The organism is Azospirillum sp. Marseille-Q6669 (genome assembly GCF_965111635.1).
Genome location: NZ_CBCOOP010000003.1, coordinates 133,629 through 150,009, shown reverse-complemented (window position 1 = coordinate 150,009; position 16,381 = coordinate 133,629). Strand labels below are relative to the sequence as shown.

Annotated in this window: 19 protein-coding genes; 10 read left to right on the top strand and 9 right to left on the bottom strand. The window is 68.5% G+C overall.

Annotation, left to right across the window (positions count from 1 at the left end; all coding sequences use genetic code 11):
• The first annotated feature begins 310 nt into the window (after nt 1-310).
• The 4 genes from ACWPXE_RS18100 (at nt 311) to rarD (ending at nt 2,634) form a co-directional block, all read left to right on the top strand.
• Nucleotides 311-550 carry a BolA family protein gene (locus ACWPXE_RS18100; protein ID WP_035671673.1) on the top strand — a complete coding sequence of 80 codons (240 nt, stop codon included), beginning with the start codon at nt 311-313 and terminating at the stop codon, nt 548-550.
• A gap of 58 nt (nt 551-608) precedes the next feature.
• On the top strand, nt 609-950 hold the full coding sequence (gene grxD / locus ACWPXE_RS18095; protein ID WP_014239508.1) for a Grx4 family monothiol glutaredoxin: 342 nt from the start codon (nt 609-611) through the stop codon (nt 948-950).
• Between the two features lie 151 nt (nt 951-1,101).
• Entirely contained in the window at nt 1,102-1,530 is a 429-nt protein-coding gene (locus ACWPXE_RS18090) for a hypothetical protein (protein ID WP_454018890.1), read from the top strand.
• 99 nt (nt 1,531-1,629) lie between these two features.
• On the top strand, nt 1,630-2,634 hold the full coding sequence (gene rarD / locus ACWPXE_RS18085) for an EamA family transporter RarD (protein ID WP_454018889.1): 1,005 nt from the start codon (nt 1,630-1,632) through the stop codon (nt 2,632-2,634).
• Between the two features lie 6 nt (nt 2,635-2,640).
• Here rarD and ACWPXE_RS18080 read toward each other — a convergent pair whose 3' ends face one another.
• Nucleotides 2,641-3,312 carry a TetR/AcrR family transcriptional regulator gene (locus ACWPXE_RS18080; protein WP_454018888.1) on the bottom strand — a complete coding sequence of 224 codons (672 nt, stop codon included), beginning with the start codon at nt 3,310-3,312 and terminating at the stop codon, nt 2,641-2,643.
• A 220-nt stretch (nt 3,313-3,532) separates the two neighbouring features.
• Here ACWPXE_RS18080 and ACWPXE_RS18075 point away from each other — a divergent pair, with 220 nt between their 5' ends.
• The 3 genes from ACWPXE_RS18075 (at nt 3,533) to ACWPXE_RS18065 (ending at nt 5,355) form a co-directional block, all read left to right on the top strand.
• On the top strand, nt 3,533-4,636 hold the full coding sequence (locus tag ACWPXE_RS18075) for an alkene reductase (RefSeq protein WP_454018887.1): 1,104 nt from the start codon (nt 3,533-3,535) through the stop codon (nt 4,634-4,636).
• A gap of 153 nt (nt 4,637-4,789) precedes the next feature.
• The gene (locus ACWPXE_RS18070; protein ID WP_454018886.1) at nt 4,790-5,032 is read left to right on the top strand and encodes a hypothetical protein; all 243 of its coding nucleotides are present in this window, start codon (nt 4,790-4,792) and stop codon (nt 5,030-5,032) included.
• Nucleotides 5,033-5,037: 5 nt separating this feature from the next.
• Nucleotides 5,038-5,355 carry a type II toxin-antitoxin system RelE/ParE family toxin gene (locus ACWPXE_RS18065; RefSeq protein ID WP_454018885.1) on the top strand — a complete coding sequence of 106 codons (318 nt, stop codon included), beginning with the start codon at nt 5,038-5,040 and terminating at the stop codon, nt 5,353-5,355.
• A 77-nt stretch (nt 5,356-5,432) separates the two neighbouring features.
• On the opposite strand, the gene rpsD is transcribed toward ACWPXE_RS18065, so the two are convergent.
• From rpsD to cimA, 6 genes are all read right to left on the bottom strand, one after another.
• Nucleotides 5,433-6,047, bottom strand: coding sequence for a 30S ribosomal protein S4 (gene rpsD / locus ACWPXE_RS18060; RefSeq protein ID WP_014239501.1), 615 nt, complete (start codon nt 6,045-6,047; stop codon nt 5,433-5,435).
• A gap of 184 nt (nt 6,048-6,231) precedes the next feature.
• On the bottom strand, nt 6,232-6,528 hold the full coding sequence (gene cowN / locus ACWPXE_RS18055; RefSeq protein WP_094303160.1) for a N(2)-fixation sustaining protein CowN: 297 nt from the start codon (nt 6,526-6,528) through the stop codon (nt 6,232-6,234).
• 141 nt (nt 6,529-6,669) lie between these two features.
• A complete protein-coding gene (locus ACWPXE_RS18050) occupies nt 6,670-6,882 on the bottom strand; it encodes a hypothetical protein (RefSeq protein WP_145625007.1) in 213 nt (70 codons plus the stop codon).
• 156 nt (nt 6,883-7,038) lie between these two features.
• Complete coding sequence (locus ACWPXE_RS18045) at nt 7,039-7,731, bottom strand: PAS domain-containing transcriptional regulator (protein ID WP_454019383.1); 693 nt, start codon at nt 7,729-7,731, stop codon at nt 7,039-7,041.
• 72 nt (nt 7,732-7,803) lie between these two features.
• On the bottom strand, nt 7,804-8,574 hold the full coding sequence (locus ACWPXE_RS18040; RefSeq protein WP_454018884.1) for an RNA methyltransferase: 771 nt from the start codon (nt 8,572-8,574) through the stop codon (nt 7,804-7,806).
• 16 nt (nt 8,575-8,590) lie between these two features.
• Nucleotides 8,591-10,195, bottom strand: coding sequence for a citramalate synthase (cimA, locus tag ACWPXE_RS18035; RefSeq protein ID WP_454018883.1), 1,605 nt, complete (start codon nt 10,193-10,195; stop codon nt 8,591-8,593).
• Nucleotides 10,196-10,547: 352 nt separating this feature from the next.
• On the opposite strand from cimA, the gene ACWPXE_RS18030 reads away from it, so the two are divergent.
• Both ACWPXE_RS18030 and ACWPXE_RS18025 read left to right on the top strand, forming a co-directional pair.
• The gene (locus tag ACWPXE_RS18030; RefSeq protein WP_454018882.1) at nt 10,548-10,922 is read left to right on the top strand and encodes a response regulator; all 375 of its coding nucleotides are present in this window, start codon (nt 10,548-10,550) and stop codon (nt 10,920-10,922) included.
• A gap of 14 nt (nt 10,923-10,936) precedes the next feature.
• Nucleotides 10,937-12,808: a CHASE domain-containing protein gene (locus tag ACWPXE_RS18025; RefSeq protein WP_454018881.1), complete on the top strand. Its 1,872-nt coding sequence runs from the start codon at nt 10,937-10,939 to the stop codon at nt 12,806-12,808.
• A 113-nt stretch (nt 12,809-12,921) separates the two neighbouring features.
• On the opposite strand, the gene ACWPXE_RS18020 is transcribed toward ACWPXE_RS18025, so the two are convergent.
• Nucleotides 12,922-13,386 carry a preQ0 transporter gene (locus ACWPXE_RS18020; RefSeq protein WP_137102420.1) on the bottom strand — a complete coding sequence of 155 codons (465 nt, stop codon included), beginning with the start codon at nt 13,384-13,386 and terminating at the stop codon, nt 12,922-12,924.
• Between the two features lie 284 nt (nt 13,387-13,670).
• Here ACWPXE_RS18020 and ACWPXE_RS18015 point away from each other — a divergent pair, with 284 nt between their 5' ends.
• Nucleotides 13,671-14,894 (top strand): acyltransferase family protein, encoded by a 1,224-nt coding sequence (locus tag ACWPXE_RS18015; RefSeq protein WP_454018880.1) that lies wholly within the window; start codon nt 13,671-13,673, stop codon nt 14,892-14,894.
• Between the two features lie 4 nt (nt 14,895-14,898).
• Here ACWPXE_RS18015 and cysS read toward each other — a convergent pair whose 3' ends face one another.
• Nucleotides 14,899-16,272, bottom strand: a complete 1,374-nt coding sequence (gene cysS / locus ACWPXE_RS18010) for a cysteine--tRNA ligase (RefSeq protein WP_454018879.1) — start codon at nt 16,270-16,272, stop codon at nt 14,899-14,901.
• Nucleotides 16,273-16,381: the final 109 nt, after the last annotated feature.

Below are 16,381 nucleotides of genomic sequence, written 5' to 3'. Positions count from 1 at the left end.
GCTGAGGGGTCGAAGAACGGAAGGCCGGGCTGACGCCCGGCCTTTTCGTTTTGGGGCGGAGTCTTGCCCCCACCCTTCCCACGGCTTCGCCGCGGGCCCCTTCCCTCCCCCGCTTCACAAGGGAGGGGTTATCCACCGCAAACATCATCCCCTCCCCGCCCAGCGGGGGGAGGGTTAGGGTGGGGGCCGGTGGCGCGAACCCTTCGCACCGCGGAATGTCGTCGCTTCTCCGGTGACAAACCCGGCCGCTCCGCCTAATTATACGGGCAGCGCCCGCATGGGCAGGGTTTGACGGAACAGGATGACGGCCATGGCGATGGAAGCCGCGGTGATCGAGAAGCTCATCAGGGAAGGCATCCCGGACGCGACGGTGGAGATCGCCGACCTGCGCGGCGACGGCGACCATTACGCCGCGCTGGTCACCTCCGCCGCCTTCAAGGGCAAGTCGCGCGTGCAGCAGCACCAGATGGTCTACGCCGCCCTCCAGGGCAGGATGGGCGGGGAGCTGCACGCCCTGGCCCTGACCACCGCCGTGCCGGAAGGCGTGTAGGACGGCATCCCGCAAGGCACCCCCAAGACACGATGACATCGTAAGAAGGCCGAGAGACATGGTTGACCAGAACGTCAAGGATCGCATCGAGCAGGACATCAAGGGCAACGATGTCGTGCTGTACATGAAGGGCACGCCCGTCTTCCCGCAGTGCGGCTTCTCCGCCGCCGTCGTCCAGGTGCTCAGCACCGTCGGCGTGAAGTTCAAGGGCATCAACATCCTGGAGGACCCGGGCCTGCGCCAGGGGCTGAAGGACTACTCGAACTGGCCGACCTTCCCGCAGCTCTACGTCAAGGGCGAGCTGGTCGGCGGCTGCGACATCGTGCGCGAGATGTACGAGTCGGGCGAGCTGCAGTCTCTGCTGGCCGACAAGGGCGTCGCGACGGGCGCCAACGCCTGATCGGCCATCCGCCACAGACGTGTGACAAAGGGCTCCGCCACCGCGGGGCCCTTTTCCTTTGACGGAACAGGCCCCCGCCCACCTCTGTTTTCCCATCGACGATTCCGCGGAGGTGTCGGCACGGAGAAGACACGGACAAGGAGGCCCGGTCATGGACAGGCGCGTGTTTCCAGCGGCGGCGCTGCTGGCTCTGATGGCTCTTCCCGCTCTGGCGCAGGGCCAGGAAGGAACGGTGCCCAAGCAGGAGCGGCTGACCGCCTGCCGGGACGAGGTGTCCCGCTTCTCCGACCTGTTTCTGGGTGACAAGGTGGTGGCCGGCGGGCGCAACCACACCGCCCTGACCGGCGAGCAGAAGGACCGGCTGCGCGGCCTGCTGGGCGAGGCGCGCTCCGCCGCCGGCAAGGGCGATCCGGACGGCTGCGTGGACCGGCTGCGCGAGGCCCGCGCGCTGGTCCGCAATGAGGGCGTCGGCACCAACGTCCCGATCGGCCGGGGCTCGTCGGGGTCGTCCGGTTCCATGCCGCGCAACAGCGTGCCCAGCGGAAGCGGAAGCGGCACCGCAGGCGGCGGAGGCGGTTGAGCGGAAAACCCCTGCGGGAAATGCGGCATTCCCGGCGCGCAGTGCGGGCATGAGGGGGCGTTCCTATCGCCCATTTCTTGGCCATGGTAAAGGGGAGTCATGGCCCAGACTCCCTCCCCCTCCTCGCCGCAGGCCGACGGGCACAACCCCGCCACCCTGGGCTTCGCCGCCGCCCTGACCGCCTTCCTGATCTGGGGTGGGCTGGCGCCGGTCTTCTTCAAGCAGCTCGGCAATGTCGGGGCGGTGGAGGTCGTCGCCCACCGGGTGCTGTGGACGGTGGTGCTGGTCGGGCTGTGGCTGGTGCCGACGCGCGGCCTGTCCGGCATTTTGCGCGGGGTGGGGAGCTGGCGGCGCCTGGGCATCTTCCTGGTGACGACCGCGCTGATCGGCAGCAACTGGACCATCTTCATCTGGGCCGTGAACAACGGCCATATGGTCCAATCGAGTCTCGGCTATTACATCAACCCGATCATCAACGTCCTGCTGGGCATCGCCTTCCTTCAGGAGCGGCTGTCGAAGCGGCAGGGCGTCGCCGTGCTGATCGCGGCGGCGGGCGTCCTGAGCCTCGTCCTGTCCTACGGGGAGGTTCCCTGGGTGGCGCTGTCGCTGGCCTTGACCTTCGGCGTTTACGCGCTGGTGCGCAAGAAGGCGGCCATCGACCCGCTGATCGGGCTGCTGGTGGAAACCGTGCTGCTGGTGCCGCCGGCCATCGTCTATCTGCTGTGGCTGAACGCCCAGGGCCTAGGGAGTTTCGGCGCGCACGGGCTGGGCACCGACCTGCTGATCATCCTGACCGGCCCGGTGACCGCCATCCCGCTGGTGCTGTTCATGGTCGGCGCCGCCCGGCTGAAGCTGTCGACCATCGGCATCCTGCAATACATCAGCCCGACCGGGCAGCTTCTGCTGGGTGTCGCGGTCTATGGGGAGGCCTTCACCTCCTCGCACCTGCTGGCCTTCGGCTGCATCTGGGTGGCCCTGGCGCTCTATTCGGCGGACGCGCTGTTCACCCACCGGGCCGCCCGCGCCGAGGCCCGCGCTGAACAGAACCGGGCCGAGCAGAACCGGGCGGAGCAGGCCCGCGCCGCCGCCTGCCGCGCCGATTGAGGTGGCTCAGGCCCGCGGCGCGAGGCCGTGGGCCATGGTGTGGGCGAGCGTCTTCACCACCTCGTTGACGCGGTCCGGGCAGCGCCCGAACACCACCTGATCGAGGAAGCCCAGACCGAAGCTGAGCGTGGCGATGCCCGCCGCGACGTGGGCGAGGTCGGCGTCCGCCGCGATCGCCCCGCGCTCGCGGAAGATCTCCAGCCGGCTGAGCAGGCAGGGGATGCGGCTTTCCGACAGGGTGCGCGCCATCTCGTTCGCGATGTCCGGATCGACCAGCGCGCGCGCCAGCATCACCCGCGTGAAGTCGCGGCACTTCCAGGCGTGGCGGAGCTGGTGCAGCAGAAACGCCGCCAGATCCTCCTCCAGATCGTCGCCGGGCGGCGGCATGGCGCAGCCGCTCCCCTCCTCGCGCCCGTAGCGTTCCACGACGGCCAGCAGCAGGCCGGCCTTGCCCGAGAAATAGCGCTGGATCAGCTGCTCGTTCACGCCAGCACGGCCAGCGATGTCGCGCGTGGTCGCGGCGTCGAAGCCGCGCTCGGCGAACACCATCTTGGCAGCGTCCAGCAAGACGCCCTTGGTCGCCTCGCGGTCGCGCTTGCGCGCGGGCGCGTCGGCACCGGCGGCGCAACAGCCGTCGTCAACAGCCGGGGCGGTGGCCGGGGTGTCGGTCTTGTCCACGATACAGGCCCTCTCACTGGCCGCCGATCCGTGCGGCGGCTGAAATGATAATAGGTATGCACGCGCATACTTGACAAGCCCGGATGGCGCTGGCAAGTATGTACCCACATACATACCGGGCGCCGCCCAACCCGCGGAACCCCGGACCCCACTTTGGGACGCCCCAACTTGGGATGCCTCACTTGGGACCCGATTTTTGAATCGAGAGGGCAACCGCATCATGACCACCGCCGATCTGTTCACGCCGCTGCGTCTTGGCTCCATGGAGCTGCCGAACCGCGTCATCATGGCGCCGATGACCCGCAGCCGCGCGGGCGAGGGCAACGTTCCCACCCCGCTGATGGCCGACTATTACGGCCAGCGCGCCTCCGCCGGCCTCATCATCACCGAGGCGACTCAGGTCTCGGCCACCGCCCAGGGCTATCCCAGCACGCCGGGCCTCCACACCGACGCGCAGACGCTCGCCTGGCGCCGCATCGCGGAGGAGGTCCACGCCAAGGGTGGCCTGATCGCCGCGCAGCTCTGGCACGTCGGCCGCATCTCCCACACGGAATTCCAGCCGAACGGCGCCCTGCCGGTCGCCCCTTCGGCCATCGCCGCCGCCGGCGAGTCCTACACCAGCAAGGGTCTGCTGCCCTTCCCCACCCCGCGCGCTCTGGAGACCGACGAGATTCCCGGTCTGGTCAAGGCGTTCGCGGACGCCGCCAAGCGGGCGGTGTTCGACGCCGGGCTGGACGGCGTGGAGATCCATGGCGCCAACGGCTATCTGATCGACCAGTTCCTGCGCGACCGCACCAACAAGCGCACCGACCGCTACGGCGGCGGCGTGGAGAACCGGGCGCGCTTCCTGCTGGAGATCGTGGACGCGGTGACCACCGCCGTCGGCGCCGGCCGGGTCGGCGTCCGGCTGTCGCCGACCGGCACTTTCAACGACATGGCGGACAGCGACCCGCGGGCGCTCTACACTCACGTCACCGAGGCGCTGAACCCCTTCGGCCTCGCCTTCCTGCACGTCATCGAAGGCCAGCCGGGCCACCACATGGCCCCGCCGGAAGGCGCTCCGCACCTCGCGGCGGAGCTGCGCCGGATCTTCAAGGGTCCCTTCATCATCAACGGCGGCTACAGCAAGGAGCAGGCCGAGGCGGCCATCGCCGCCGGCGCGGCGGACGCGGTGAGCTTCGGCGAGCCCTTCATCGCCAACCCGGACCTGCCGGAGCGTTTCCGCCGCAACGCGGCGCTGAACGCGCCGGACAAGGCCAGCTACTACGGCGGCGACGCCCACGGCTACACCGACTATCCGGCGCTGGAAACGGCCGACGCCTGATCCCTCTCCCCCGCGGGGATTGCCCCCGATCCCCGCACCTCAAGGCCGGGACCCGCAAGGGTTCCGGCTTTTTTCTTTCCACTGCGCCACCAGCGCGGACGTTGCCCGTTCCGGGAATCGGCTGTTATCCTGAACCGAGCGAAGGAGACGGGCATGAGCGTTATTCTGCCGCGCAACATCGAACAGATGGCTGAACGCCGCGCCAGCGAAGCCGGCTTTCAGGATGTGGCCTCCTATCTTGCCCATCTCATCGCCGCCGATGCCCGCGATGCATCCGACGAGGCGCTGGAAGGCGCCTTGTTGGAAGGGCTTGAAGGAGACGGCGGAGAGTGGGATGCCGAGGCAATGCGGGCCGAATGCCGGGCCGCGCTGGCCGCAACCCGTAAAGACATCTGAACGCCATGCGCATCCTTCCGAGCCCACGCGCGCGGAAGGATATTCTCGACCATTATACGTACATCGGTCTGCAGGATGAGGCGGCGGCTGAACGCTTTTTGACCGCCATCGAGCGTAGTTTCGCCCGGATCGCCGAGCATCCCGACATAGGATCGACCCGGCTTTGGCACAATCCGGCGCTTCGCGGCATACGGGCGTGGCCCGTCGGCGGGTTTGGCCGTTACCTGATCTACTACCGCCGCCAGGGGCCGGATGCGCTGAGGATTCTACGCATTCTCCATGGAGCGGCACTGTCCGAAGAGGTCTTGCGAACGCCGTACTGAGAGACGACCGCCCATCCCCAAACGAAAAAGACCGCGCCCGGAGGCGCGGCCTTTCGCGTGTCGGCTGGGCCGAACGGTCAGCGCGAGTAGAACTCGACGACCAGGTTCGGTTCCATCTGGACCGGGTACGGAATGTCGGCCAGCAGCGGGACGCGGACGAAGCGGCCCTTCAGGGCGCCCGTGTCGACTTCCAGGTAGTCCGGGGTGTCGCGCTCACCCGAGGCGGTGGCCTCGAGGATGAGGGCCATCTGCTTGGACTTGGCGCGCACCTCGATGGTGTCGCCTTCCTTGATCTGGGCCGACGGGATGTTCAGGCGGCGGCCATTGACCAGGATGTGGCCGTGGTTGATGATCTGGCGCGCGGCGAACGGAGTCGGCGCGAACTTCATGCGGTAGACCACCGCGTCCAGGCGGCGCTCCAGCAGGCCCACCAGGTTCTCGCCGGTGTCGCCCTTGCGGCGCACGGCCTCGGCGTAGATGCGGCGGAACTGCTTCTCGCCGATGTTGCCGTAGTAGCCCTTCAGCTTCTGCTTCGCCATGAGCTGCAGGCCGTAGTCGGACGGCTTCTTGCGGCGCTGGCCATGCTGGCCCGGGCCATACTCACGCTTGTTGATCGGCGACTTGCCACGGCCCCAGAGGTTTACGCCGAGGCGGCGGTCGATCTTGTACTTGGACTGTTGACGCTTGGCCATTTTGGTCCTCGATGTAACACGAGTTGGTTTTGTCCCGGTAGTTCCGCGGAACAGGCCGCGGACGGGGCGCAAATAAAAGGCACGCCCGCTTTCCCAGGAGTGAAGGCGCGCACTATACGGATTCGGCGCGCCTTGTCAAACCATGAGTCGGGTCAAACCATGTGTCGTGTCGGTTCACGAAGCCTCAGCAGCACTCGTCCTCGAGCTGGCGCAGCATGGCCAGACCTTCCTCGTCCTCGTGTTCCTCGAACAGGTCGGAGATGTAATAGACGTTGGCGCAGAGCAGGCACAGCCCGTCCGCCTGACGCTTCAACGGATCGTCGGCCACGGCCAGCTTCGCCCGGAAACGTTCCCAGAAGGCGTTGGTCTTGGCCGGGTCGTCGATGTGCATGTACAGGCGCTCGATGATGCGGCGGGAGTTGCCCTCGCAGTCGATGCCCTTGAAGGAGACGTAGCGGTCGGGAGTGTCGGTTGCGTCCACGGTCGTGCTTCCTGCGGAAGAGGGTTGTATTGACATCCCTCATCGCGGAAGGCGGGTCCAGGAACAAGACCCGCTGCACGAACGGCGGGCGGACGGCGCGAACGGCGGGAGTCCTGCGCGAACGGTTCGCGCTCTCACCACTCAGGCGGCGTGCGACAGCTCTTCCTCGGTGAAGTCCAGCAGCGTGTTCAGCCGCTGCGGGGTCAGCGCTTCGATCCCCTCGTGCCACATCACCTCGCCAAACAGCGCGTGCAGCGCCGCCAGACGCTCCGGCGCGAGCCCGGTCAGGCGATCGCCGTAATACTCCACCACGAGCTGGTCCACATAGGCGTGGTCGTCGTCCAGGAAAGCCATGGCCGTATCTCCTCGTCATCGTGGCGCCCACCCGATGCGGGCGCCGGCCATGGCTTTGTTCTACGCCTGCGGCGGCACCGGACGATTGAGGCGGATCAACCGCCGCCCGAAGTCACAGGCCGGCGGAAACAACCCTGATGCGCGTGAGGGGAAAGGCTAGAGGGCCAACAGCTTCTTCAACTGCTCGATCCGGCCGCGGCTGACCGGCACGCGGGGGGAGCCGGGGGCGGCCATGACGAAGGCGGCCCGCCCGTCGCTGCGGTCGATGGCCTGGGCGTGGCGCAGGTTGACCAGATAGCGGCGGTGCGCCCGCACGAACTGCCGCCCGTCCAACCGCGCCTCCAACTCCGACAGCGAGAGCGAGCAGAAGAAGGCGCCGTCCGCCGTGTGGACCCGCGTGTAATGGCCGTCGGCCTGCACATAGACCGCATCGGCGGGGTCGATCAGCACCACGCCCTGGCGCGTCGTGATCGGCAGCTTCACCAGCGGCGTGACCGGTTCGGGCACCGCGTCCGCGGGCGGCGGCGGAGCCGGCTCGGAAAGCGCCTTCCCGTTCACCTCGAACAGCATCAGGGCCAGCGCGGCCCCGCCGCCCGGTGGCAGGGCGGTGGCCTTCACCACGATGGTCCGCCCCGGCAAGGCAACCATCATGGAGCTGGCCGCCGCCGGGGAGTCCGGGTCGTGCGCCGCGGCCAGCAGCAGTTCCACCTTGGCGCGACTGCCCGGCGGGTGCAGGTCGTGCAGGCTGGCTCCCAACAGCGGGCGGTCGCGCCCCAGCATCCGCGCCACGGAGGCGTTGACCGACACCACGCGCCGGTCGCCGTCGAGCAGGACGAGGCCAACGTCCATATGCTGCAAGGTGTATTCCATGGGGCAGTATAGGCAGCGATTGGCCCCGGAAGGGAAGAGGTTAGGGAGAGGTTACGGTTCGCCCTTGCGCCGCCCGGTCAGCGCCGCGACGACGCCGTGGAAGGTGCGGACCTCCTGCTCGGTCATCTGCATCCGCTCCAGCGCGTTGCGCAGGGTGCGGACCATGGAGGGGCGCTTCTCCGGCGAGGTGAAGAAGCCGGTGCGGTCGAGGTCGCCTTCCAGATGCTCGAAGAAGTTCACAAGCTCCGCCTTGGTCGCCGGGCGGGTCTGGCCGGTGTGCAGCACGCGGTCCGGCGGGGTCTCGCCGGTCTGGAACCATTCGTAGCCGATCAGCAGGACCGCCTGCGCCAGATTGAGCGAGGAGAAGGCCGGGTTCAGCGGAACGGTGATCAGCTTTTCCGCCAGCGTCAGGTCGTCGTTGACCAGCCCCGTGCGCTCCGGCCCGAACAGCACGCCGGTCTTGTGCCCGGAGTCGACATGGGCGCGCAGCTCCGTCGCCGCGACGCGCGGGGTGACGAACTCCTGGATCATCCCGCGAGTGCGGACGGTGGTGGCGAAGACCACGTTCAGGTCGGCCACGGCCTCCGCCGTCGTGTCGTAGAGTTTCGCCCCGTCCAGCACCGGATCGGCGCCCGACGCCGCGGCCACCGCCTTCTCATTCGGCCAGCCGTCGCGCGGCTTCACCAGACGCAGCTCGGTCAGGCCGCAGTTGAGCATGGCCCGCGCGCAGGCGCCGATGTTCTCGCCGAGCTGGGGCTGCACGAGGATGATGGTCGGGCCGCCCAGGACGGAGGGCCGGTTGGGGTCTTTGCCGGAGGTCATGATCTGAACTTTGGTCTCAGCTTCGCGGTGTTGCGCCGCCTTTAAACAGCTTGAATGTGTAACTGTCCACCAGCGCCTCCATCGACGCCTCGATGATGTTGGTGGAGACGCCCAGCGTCGACCATTCCTGCCCGTCGCCGTTGCGCGAGCGGATCAGCACGCGCGGCATGGCGCCGGTGCCGTCCTTGGCGGCCAGGATGCGCACGCGGTAGTCGGACAGCTTCACCCCGTCGAGCAGCGGGTACAGCGGCTCCAGCGCCTTGCGCATCGCGGTGTCCAGCGCGTTCACCGGGCCGTTGCCCGACGCCACCTCGTGATACTCCTTGCCGCCGATCTTCACGCGGACGACGGCTTCGGACTCGACCACCAGCTCGCCCTTGGCGTTGTAGCGGCGCTCGTCGGTGACGTGGAAGCGCTTCAGGGTGAAATAATCGGGCACCTCGCCCAGCTCGCGGCGGACCAGCAGCTCGAAGCTGGCCTCGGCGGTGTCGTAGGCGTAGCCCTCGGTGTCGCGCTGCTTCACGAGGTCGAGCAGGCGGTTCAACCGCTCGTCCTTCGGGTCCACGGCCATGCCCATCTCGCGCAGCCGCGCGATGACGTTGGCGCGGCCCGCCTGGTCCGACATGACGATCTGGCGGCGGTTGCCGACCGCCTCCGGCTCGACATGCTCGTAGGAGGACGGGTCCTTCTCAACGGCGGAAACGTGCAGCCCGCCCTTGTGGGCGAAGGCGCTGGCGCCGACGTAGGGGGCGTGTCGGTTCGGCGCGCGGTTCAGCCGCTCGTCGAACTTGCGGCTGATCTCGGTCAGCCGCGGCAGGTCGGCGGGCCTGATGCCGACGTCGTAGCCCATCTTCAGCATCAGCGACGGGATCAGCGACACGAGGTTGGCGTTGCCGCAGCGCTCACCCAGCCCGTTGATCGTCCCCTGCACCATCCGCACCCCGGCGCGCACCGCGGCCAGCGAGTTGGCGACGGCGTTCTCGGTGTCGTTGTGGCAGTGGATGCCCAGCCGGTCGCCGGGGATGCCGTGCTCATCGATCACCTGCCGGACGATCTCGTCGACCTCATGGGGCAGCGTGCCGCCGTTGGTGTCGCACAGCACGACCCAGCGCGCCCCCGCCTCGTAGGCGGCCTTGATGCAGGAGGCGGTGTAGGCCGGGTTGCGCTTGTAGCCGTCGAAGAAATGCTCGGCGTCGAACAGCGCCTCGCCCTTGGCGGCCTTCAGCGCGGCGATGCTGTCGGCGATCAGCTCGATGTTTTCCTCGCGCGGGATGGCCAGCGCCACGTCGACATGGAAATCCCAGGTCTTGCCGACGATGCAGACGGCGCGCGCCTTGGATTGGATCAGGGCGGCGAGCTGCGGGTCGTTCGCGGTGCTGCGGCCGGGACGGCGGGTCATGCCGAAGGCGGTGAAGGTCGAGCGGGCGAGGTCCGGCGCCTCGGCGAAGAACTGGTCATCGGTCGGGTTGGCGCCGGGCCAGCCGCCTTCCACATAGTCGATTCCCAGCCGGTCGAGGTCGCGGGCGATGGCGATCTTGTCGGCGACGGAGAAATCCACGTCCTGGGTCTGCGCCCCGTCGCGCAGCGTCGTGTCGTACAGATAGATGCGTTCGCCCGTCATTGCCGCCGCCCGAAGATATTGGTCGCCCGAAGGAAGGTCATAGGACTGTCCGGAGGGCCGGAAGAATGGACGATGCGCTTCGCCATCTCAATGCTTTTGATCGAACCCGTCAGGAATGCGGGGCTTTGCCGCGCCGGACATAGGCGCGCAATGGAGGTAATAGGACAAATGTACTGACCGAATAAACCATCGTCTGTGCTACACAGCCGCCCCTCTGCATGGCGCCCATCTCACGGGTGCGGTACTCTTTTCTGGCCGGACGCCTGTTAGTCTGTATGATCACCGGCCCTTGTGAACGGATGGATTGGACACAGTGACTCCCGCGGGTGATGACGACCAGGACAAGCTCGTCATGGTGATCGACGACGAGCGGACGGTTCTGCAGGCCCTCAACCTCCTGCTGGAGATGTGGGGGTACCGGGTCGTCACCGCCGAAAGCGAGGGCGAAGCCGTCGACCGCCTGTCCCTCGCCGGGGAAACACCGCACGCCATCCTGGCCGACTACCGCCTGCGCGAAGGGCGCACCGGCGTCCAGGCCATCGACCGCATCCGGGCGGAGGCCGGGGCCGAGGTGCCGGGCGTCATCATCACCGGCGACACCTCCACCGAAGGGCTGCGCGACGCCCGCGCCCGCGGGCTGACCGTCCTGCAGAAGCCGGTGCTGCCGCCCCATCTCCAGGCGGTGCTGACCAAGGTGCTGCGGGAACAGTCCGCCGGCACGGCGTGACGGGCCGGGCCGGCATGGACATTCCCTTAGCGCCGGCGCCCTCCGCGCCGCGCCAGCCGAAGCACGACAAGCCGAAGCACGACAAGCCGAAGCGCAAGCGCGCCGCCGTTCCCGACGGGCGGCTGTTCCGTTCCTGGGAAAGCTGGGTGGTCTTCGGGCTGGGGCTGCTGCTGACCAGCCTCGCCTGGTGGCTGCTGACCGAGCAGAACCACCGGCTGGCCGAGGCGCGCTTCCGCGCGCTCGCCCGCGACTTGGCGGGCGACGTCACGGCGCGGCTCGACACCTATGAACAGATGCTCCAGGGCGCCGTGGCGATGGTGGACGCCGGCGGCGGGCAGGTCAGCCGCACGGAATGGCGGGCCTACGTCACCGGCCTGCATGTGGAGGACCGCTATCCCGGCATCCAGGGCATCGGCTACGCCAAGCGCGTGAAGGCTCCCGATCGGGAGCAGCACGAAGCGGCTCTGCACGCCGCCGGCTTCTACAGCTACCGCGTGACGCCGGAGGGGGAGCGGCCCGAATATTTCCCCATCATCTACATCGAGCCCTTCGCCAGCCGCAACCTGCGGGCCTTCGGCTTCGACATGCACGCCGAGCCAACCCGCCAGGCCGCCATGGAGCGCGCCCGCGCCAACGGCACCGCCGCGGCGACCGCACGGCTGCGGCTGGTCCAGGAAACCGAGGAAGACGTGCAGCCCGGCTTCCTCATCTATGTGCCCGTCTACGACCAGGCACTGCCCCTGACCACCACCAACGACCGGCGCGAGGCGTTGCTGGGCTTCGTCTACAGCCCCTTCCGCGCACACGACCTGATGCGCAGCATCATGGACCAGGGCGCGTCCCAACTGTTGGACATCCGTGTCCATGACGGGACGGAGGCCACGTCGGACTCCCTGATGTTCGATTCCGCAATCGCCCAGGACGCCGCTTTTCAGGAGGTTCTCTACGTCGAGGTGTTCGGCCGTCCCTGGACGCTCGTCCTGTCCGGCACCCACGCCTTCGAGGAGAGCGTGGCCAGCGCCACGCCGCGGGCGGTTCTGTTCGCCGGCCTGATCATCACGCTGCTTCTGGTCGCCACCGTCAACTCCGTGCTGCAGGACCGCGACCGTATGGCGGAGCTGCGCCGCAGCTACGACGCGCTGGCGCTGGCACGGGCCGAGGCGGAGCAGGCCAACGCCGCCAAGTCGCGCTTCCTCGCCGCCGCCAGCCACGACCTGCGCCAGCCGCTCCAGACGCTGGGCATTTATCTGCACATGATCGGCGAACAGGCGGACGGCCCCCGGCTGCGCAAGCTGGTGGACGCCGCCCGCGACGGGTTCGAGGCGACGCAGCGCTTGCTGAACTCGCTGATGGACATCGCCACTCTGGAAACCGGCGTGATCAGCCCGCAGCTGTCCGAGTTGGATCTGCCCGTCTTCCTGGAGCGCATCTGCGAGGAAGGCCGGCTGGAGGCCGCCGGCAAGGGGTTGGGCTTCCGCGTCACCTGCGGCGGTGCCCGCGTGACGACCGACCCGGCGATGCTGGAGCGGATCGTCCGCAACCTGCTGAGCAACGCGCTGAAATACACGCCCAGCGGCACCATCCGGGTAACCTGCCGGCAGGCGCGCGGATTCACCGCCATCAAGGTGCAGGACACCGGCCCCGGCATTCCGCAGGACCGGCTGCATCTGATTTTCGAGGACTTCTACCAGATCGGCAATCCGGAGCGCGACCGGCGCAAGGGCCTCGGCCTCGGCCTCGCCACCGTGGCGCGGCTCAGCCGCCTGCTCGGCTACCGGGTGCGGGTGCTGTCGCGCCCGGGACGCGGCGCCATCTTCCTGGTCGAGATTCCCGACGAGACGCCCGCCCCCCGCCAGACCACCGAGACCGTGACCTCCGTGGCCTGACAGCCTCCGGTCCTTTTGGCAATCACCGACGCCGCGTCGTCCCGGCACGGCTGAGAACAGCCGCGCCGGAACCGGTGATCACCGAGTCGGCGATTGCCAAATCCGGGACCGGATCAGGCCGTCGCCGGCCGGGCCGACCGGGCGCGCATCAGCATCCACACCGCCGACACGCCGGCCAGCTTGGACGCGAGGCTGGCCGCCCAGACCGTCGGGTCCCAGATGCCGAGCATGCCGAAGAACAGCGCCGTGTCCACCGGCACCGACAGGGCGGCGCTGATCCACAGGCGGTCGCGCAGCGGGCGGCGGGTGACGGTGAAGACGCCCCAGTCGATCAGCTCCGACACCGCGAAGGCGGTGACGCTGGCCGTCGCGACGAAGGGGTCGGCCAGCAGGAAGGACAGCAGCGTGGCGGCCAGCATGGCGGCCAGCGACCAGTGGCCATAACGGACCTGGACCATGTCGCGCAGAATGAAGATCAACCCGGCCCAGCAGGACCACACCAGATCCAGATGCGGCGCCAAGCTGAAGGCGTAGTTGATGGCGAGTACGCTGCCGATGTAGGCGGCGAGCCAGAGCATGACGGAATCCTCCAAAAGCCACCCGCGGAAATACGGGCGCGAACGACGGCGCCACCCGCGTGAATGCGAGCGCTCCGCAGCGGTCTTGTAACAGGTCCAGACCGTCGGCGTGAACCCTCGGCGTGCCCCGGAGCGGACAGGGCGCGGACGGGGCGCAATCGGCGGGAATGGCTTACCCCCACGTCGGTCCCCCGCATGCGCCGCCGCTTCTAACGCATCCGGACGATGCCGCGGCGCGTTCGTTCGGAGAGGTGAAACGAAAGAGACCCCGAAAGGTGTGGGCGATGGCGGCGGTGGGCGTAACGAATGGACTGGGCGGCACACGGGATCACGCGCTGGACGCGGCGCGCAGCCTGCTGATGATCCTCGGCGTGCCCTACCACGCGGCGCTGATCTACACGCCGGGCTACGACTGGGTGATGAACTCGCCCGACGGCATCGCCTGGATCGGGCTGTTCGCGGATTTCATCCACAGCTTCCGCATGCCCGCCTTCTTCCTGATCTCCGGCCTGCTGATCACCCACAGCCTGCGCCGGCACGGACCGCGGGCGGTGCTGACCTCGCGCGCCTCGCGGCTGCTGGTGCCGCTCGTCGCCATGGCGGCGACGTTGAACGTCGCGCAGTTGTGGATGGAAAGCCGCGCGGTCGACCCCGGCCTGGCCGCGGGGGAGTTCCTCACCCAGACCATCCCCGCGGCCTTCTGGAGCGGCGGGCTCGTCTATCACCTGTGGTTCCTGGTCGAGCTGTTCATCAGCGTGCTGGCGCTCTGCCTCGCCTACCCGCTGCTGGTCGCGCTGCACCGGTGGATGGCGGAGCGCGCGCCGGGGCTGGCCCGCTGGCTGGCCGATCCGCCGGACTGGCTGCCGCCGCTCCTGCTCAGCCTCGTCATGATGGGGGTGCTGGGCTTCGACAACATCTCCGACCGGCTGGTGATGCCGCTGGTGCCGACCAACTCCACGGCGGTGAGCATCGTCACCTCGGCGGGCTTCTTCGCGGTCGGGGTGCTGATCGCCCATTGGCCGGGCGGCGCCGCGCGCTACGCCAAGGCGAGTTGGGTGGTGGCGCTGACCTATCTGGTGTGCTTCGCCATCCACATCGGCATGGTCGGCGTGGAGAAGCCCATGCCGGTGCGCTTTTTCGACGAGGCGTTGCGCGCCGTCGCCGCCTGGTCGGCCTTCCGCTTCGTCCTCGGCCTGACGCAGTCCTTCTTCTCGGCGGAGAGCCGCCGGGTGCGGGCGCTGTCGCAGGCCTCCTACACGATCTACCTGCTGCACCATCTGGTGGTCATGGCCGCCGGCTTCGCCCTGCTGGCCGTCGCCGCGCCGCCGCTGCTGGAGTTCGCCGCGATCACCACGGTCGGCCTGTTCGTGCCGCTGGCGGTCCATCACGGGCTGGTGCACCGCTCGCCGGCGCTGCGCTTCCTGATGAACGGCGTTCCGCCGGGGGAAGCGAAGAAGCAAAGCGGTCCGGCGCGCAGCCGCGAGGCGATGGCGCGCCGGACCGGCTAGAGCGTTACGCCCGCTTCCAGGTCGTGCCTTGCGGGCCGTCCTCCAGGACGATGCCGAGGTCCGCCAGCTCCTTGCGGATGCGGTCGGCCTCCGCATAGTTCTTGGCCTTGCGTGCGGCCAGACGGTCGTCGATGCGCTGCTGGATGTCGGCGTCCGACAGGGCGGCGGCCCCCTTCGGCGCCCAGCGGAACCACGCCTCCGGATCCTGCTGGAGCAGGCCCAGCGCCTCGCCCGCGGCGCGCAGCGCGCCCTTGGCGGCGGCCTTTCCCGCCTCCCCCGTCGCCTTGTTCACCGCCGAAGCAAGCTCATGCAGGTGGGAGATGGCGAGCGGGCTGTTGAGGTCGTCCTCCAGCGCGGCCAACACGTCGAACGGCAGTTCGGCCTGCGCCGGAGCCGGGTCGCCGCGCAGCGCCTGATACCAGCGGTCGAGCGTTGCCTTGGACTGCTTCAGCCCCTCGCGGGTGAAGTCCAGCGGCTGGCGGTAGTGCGCGCTCAGCAGCGTCAGGCGGATGGCCTCGCCAGGGAACTCGTCCAGCAGATCGTGCACGGTGAAGAAGTTGCCCAGCGACTTGGACATCTTCTCGCCCTCGACGGTCACGAAGCCGTTGTGAACCCAGTAGCGGGCCAGCGGCTCGCCGCCGTGGGCGCAGCGGCTCTGGGCAATTTCGTTCTCATGGTGCGGGAAGATCAGGTCCAGCCCCCCGCCATGGATGTCGAAGGTGACGCCCAAATGCTCCTTCGCCATGGCCGAGCACTCGATGTGCCAGCCGGGCCGGCCGCGGCCCCACGGGCTGTCCCAGCCGGGCTGGTCGGCGGCGCTCGGCTTCCACAGCACGAAGTCGGAGGAGTCGCGCTTGTAGGGGGCGACCTCGACGCGGGCGCCGGCGATCAATTCGTCCAGCGAGCGGCGGGAGAGCTGCCCGTATTCCGCCATCGACGGCACGGAGAACAGCACATGCCCTTCCGCGGCGTAGGCGTGGCCGCGCTCGATCAGCAGCCCGATCAGGGCGACCATGTGCGAGATGTGGTGCGTGGCGCGCGGCTCGATGGTCGGTCGCAGCGCGTTCAGCGCGTCCATGTCGGCGTGGTAGAGGTCCGCGGTGCGCTTGGTCAGCGCCTCGATCGGCTCCCCGCTGTCGCGCGAGCGGTCGATGATCTTGTCGTCGACGTCGGTGATGTTGCGGACGTAGGTCACCGCCGGGTACAGCCGCCGCAGCAGCCGGAACAGCAGGTCGAACACCACCACCGGGCGGGCGTTGCCGATGTGCGCGGTGTCGTAGACCGTGGGTCCACACACATACATGCCCACCCGGTCCGGACTCATCGGCTCGAAGCGTTCCTTGCGGCGGGTCAGCGTGTTGTAGAGGTCCAGCGGCACGGCGCCATATCTCCTGTGAGAGGGTCTTCCAAATCCCCCTCTCCCCTCCGAGGAGAGGGTCGGGGTGAGGGGGAAACGCCGGCCCATTGCAGGGCTTGTCCGGCGCAGA

Coding starts and splice junctions, on each gene's coding strand:
- ACWPXE_RS18100 (WP_035671673.1), top strand. CDS start 311: ATGGCGATGGAAGCCGCGGTGATCGAGAAGCTCATCAGGGAAGGCATC.
- grxD (WP_014239508.1), top strand. CDS start 609: ATGGTTGACCAGAACGTCAAGGATCGCATCGAGCAGGACATCAAGGGC.
- ACWPXE_RS18090 (WP_454018890.1), top strand. CDS start 1,102: ATGGACAGGCGCGTGTTTCCAGCGGCGGCGCTGCTGGCTCTGATGGCT.
- rarD (WP_454018889.1), top strand. CDS start 1,630: ATGGCCCAGACTCCCTCCCCCTCCTCGCCGCAGGCCGACGGGCACAAC.
- ACWPXE_RS18075 (WP_454018887.1), top strand. CDS start 3,533: ATGACCACCGCCGATCTGTTCACGCCGCTGCGTCTTGGCTCCATGGAG.
- ACWPXE_RS18070 (WP_454018886.1), top strand. CDS start 4,790: ATGAGCGTTATTCTGCCGCGCAACATCGAACAGATGGCTGAACGCCGC.
- ACWPXE_RS18065 (WP_454018885.1), top strand. CDS start 5,038: ATGCGCATCCTTCCGAGCCCACGCGCGCGGAAGGATATTCTCGACCAT.
- rpsD (WP_014239501.1), bottom strand. CDS start 6,047: ATGGCCAAGCGTCAACAGTCCAAGTACAAGATCGACCGCCGCCTCGGC.
- ACWPXE_RS18050 (WP_145625007.1), bottom strand. CDS start 6,882: ATGGCTTTCCTGGACGACGACCACGCCTATGTGGACCAGCTCGTGGTG.
- ACWPXE_RS18045 (WP_454019383.1), bottom strand. CDS start 7,731: ATGGACGTTGGCCTCGTCCTGCTCGACGGCGACCGGCGCGTGGTGTCG.
- ACWPXE_RS18040 (WP_454018884.1), bottom strand. CDS start 8,574: ATGACCTCCGGCAAAGACCCCAACCGGCCCTCCGTCCTGGGCGGCCCG.
- cimA (WP_454018883.1), bottom strand. CDS start 10,195: ATGACGGGCGAACGCATCTATCTGTACGACACGACGCTGCGCGACGGG.
- ACWPXE_RS18030 (WP_454018882.1), top strand. CDS start 10,548: ATGGTGATCGACGACGAGCGGACGGTTCTGCAGGCCCTCAACCTCCTG.
- ACWPXE_RS18025 (WP_454018881.1), top strand. CDS start 10,937: ATGGACATTCCCTTAGCGCCGGCGCCCTCCGCGCCGCGCCAGCCGAAG.
- ACWPXE_RS18020 (WP_137102420.1), bottom strand. CDS start 13,386: ATGCTCTGGCTCGCCGCCTACATCGGCAGCGTACTCGCCATCAACTAC.
- ACWPXE_RS18015 (WP_454018880.1), top strand. CDS start 13,671: ATGGCGGCGGTGGGCGTAACGAATGGACTGGGCGGCACACGGGATCAC.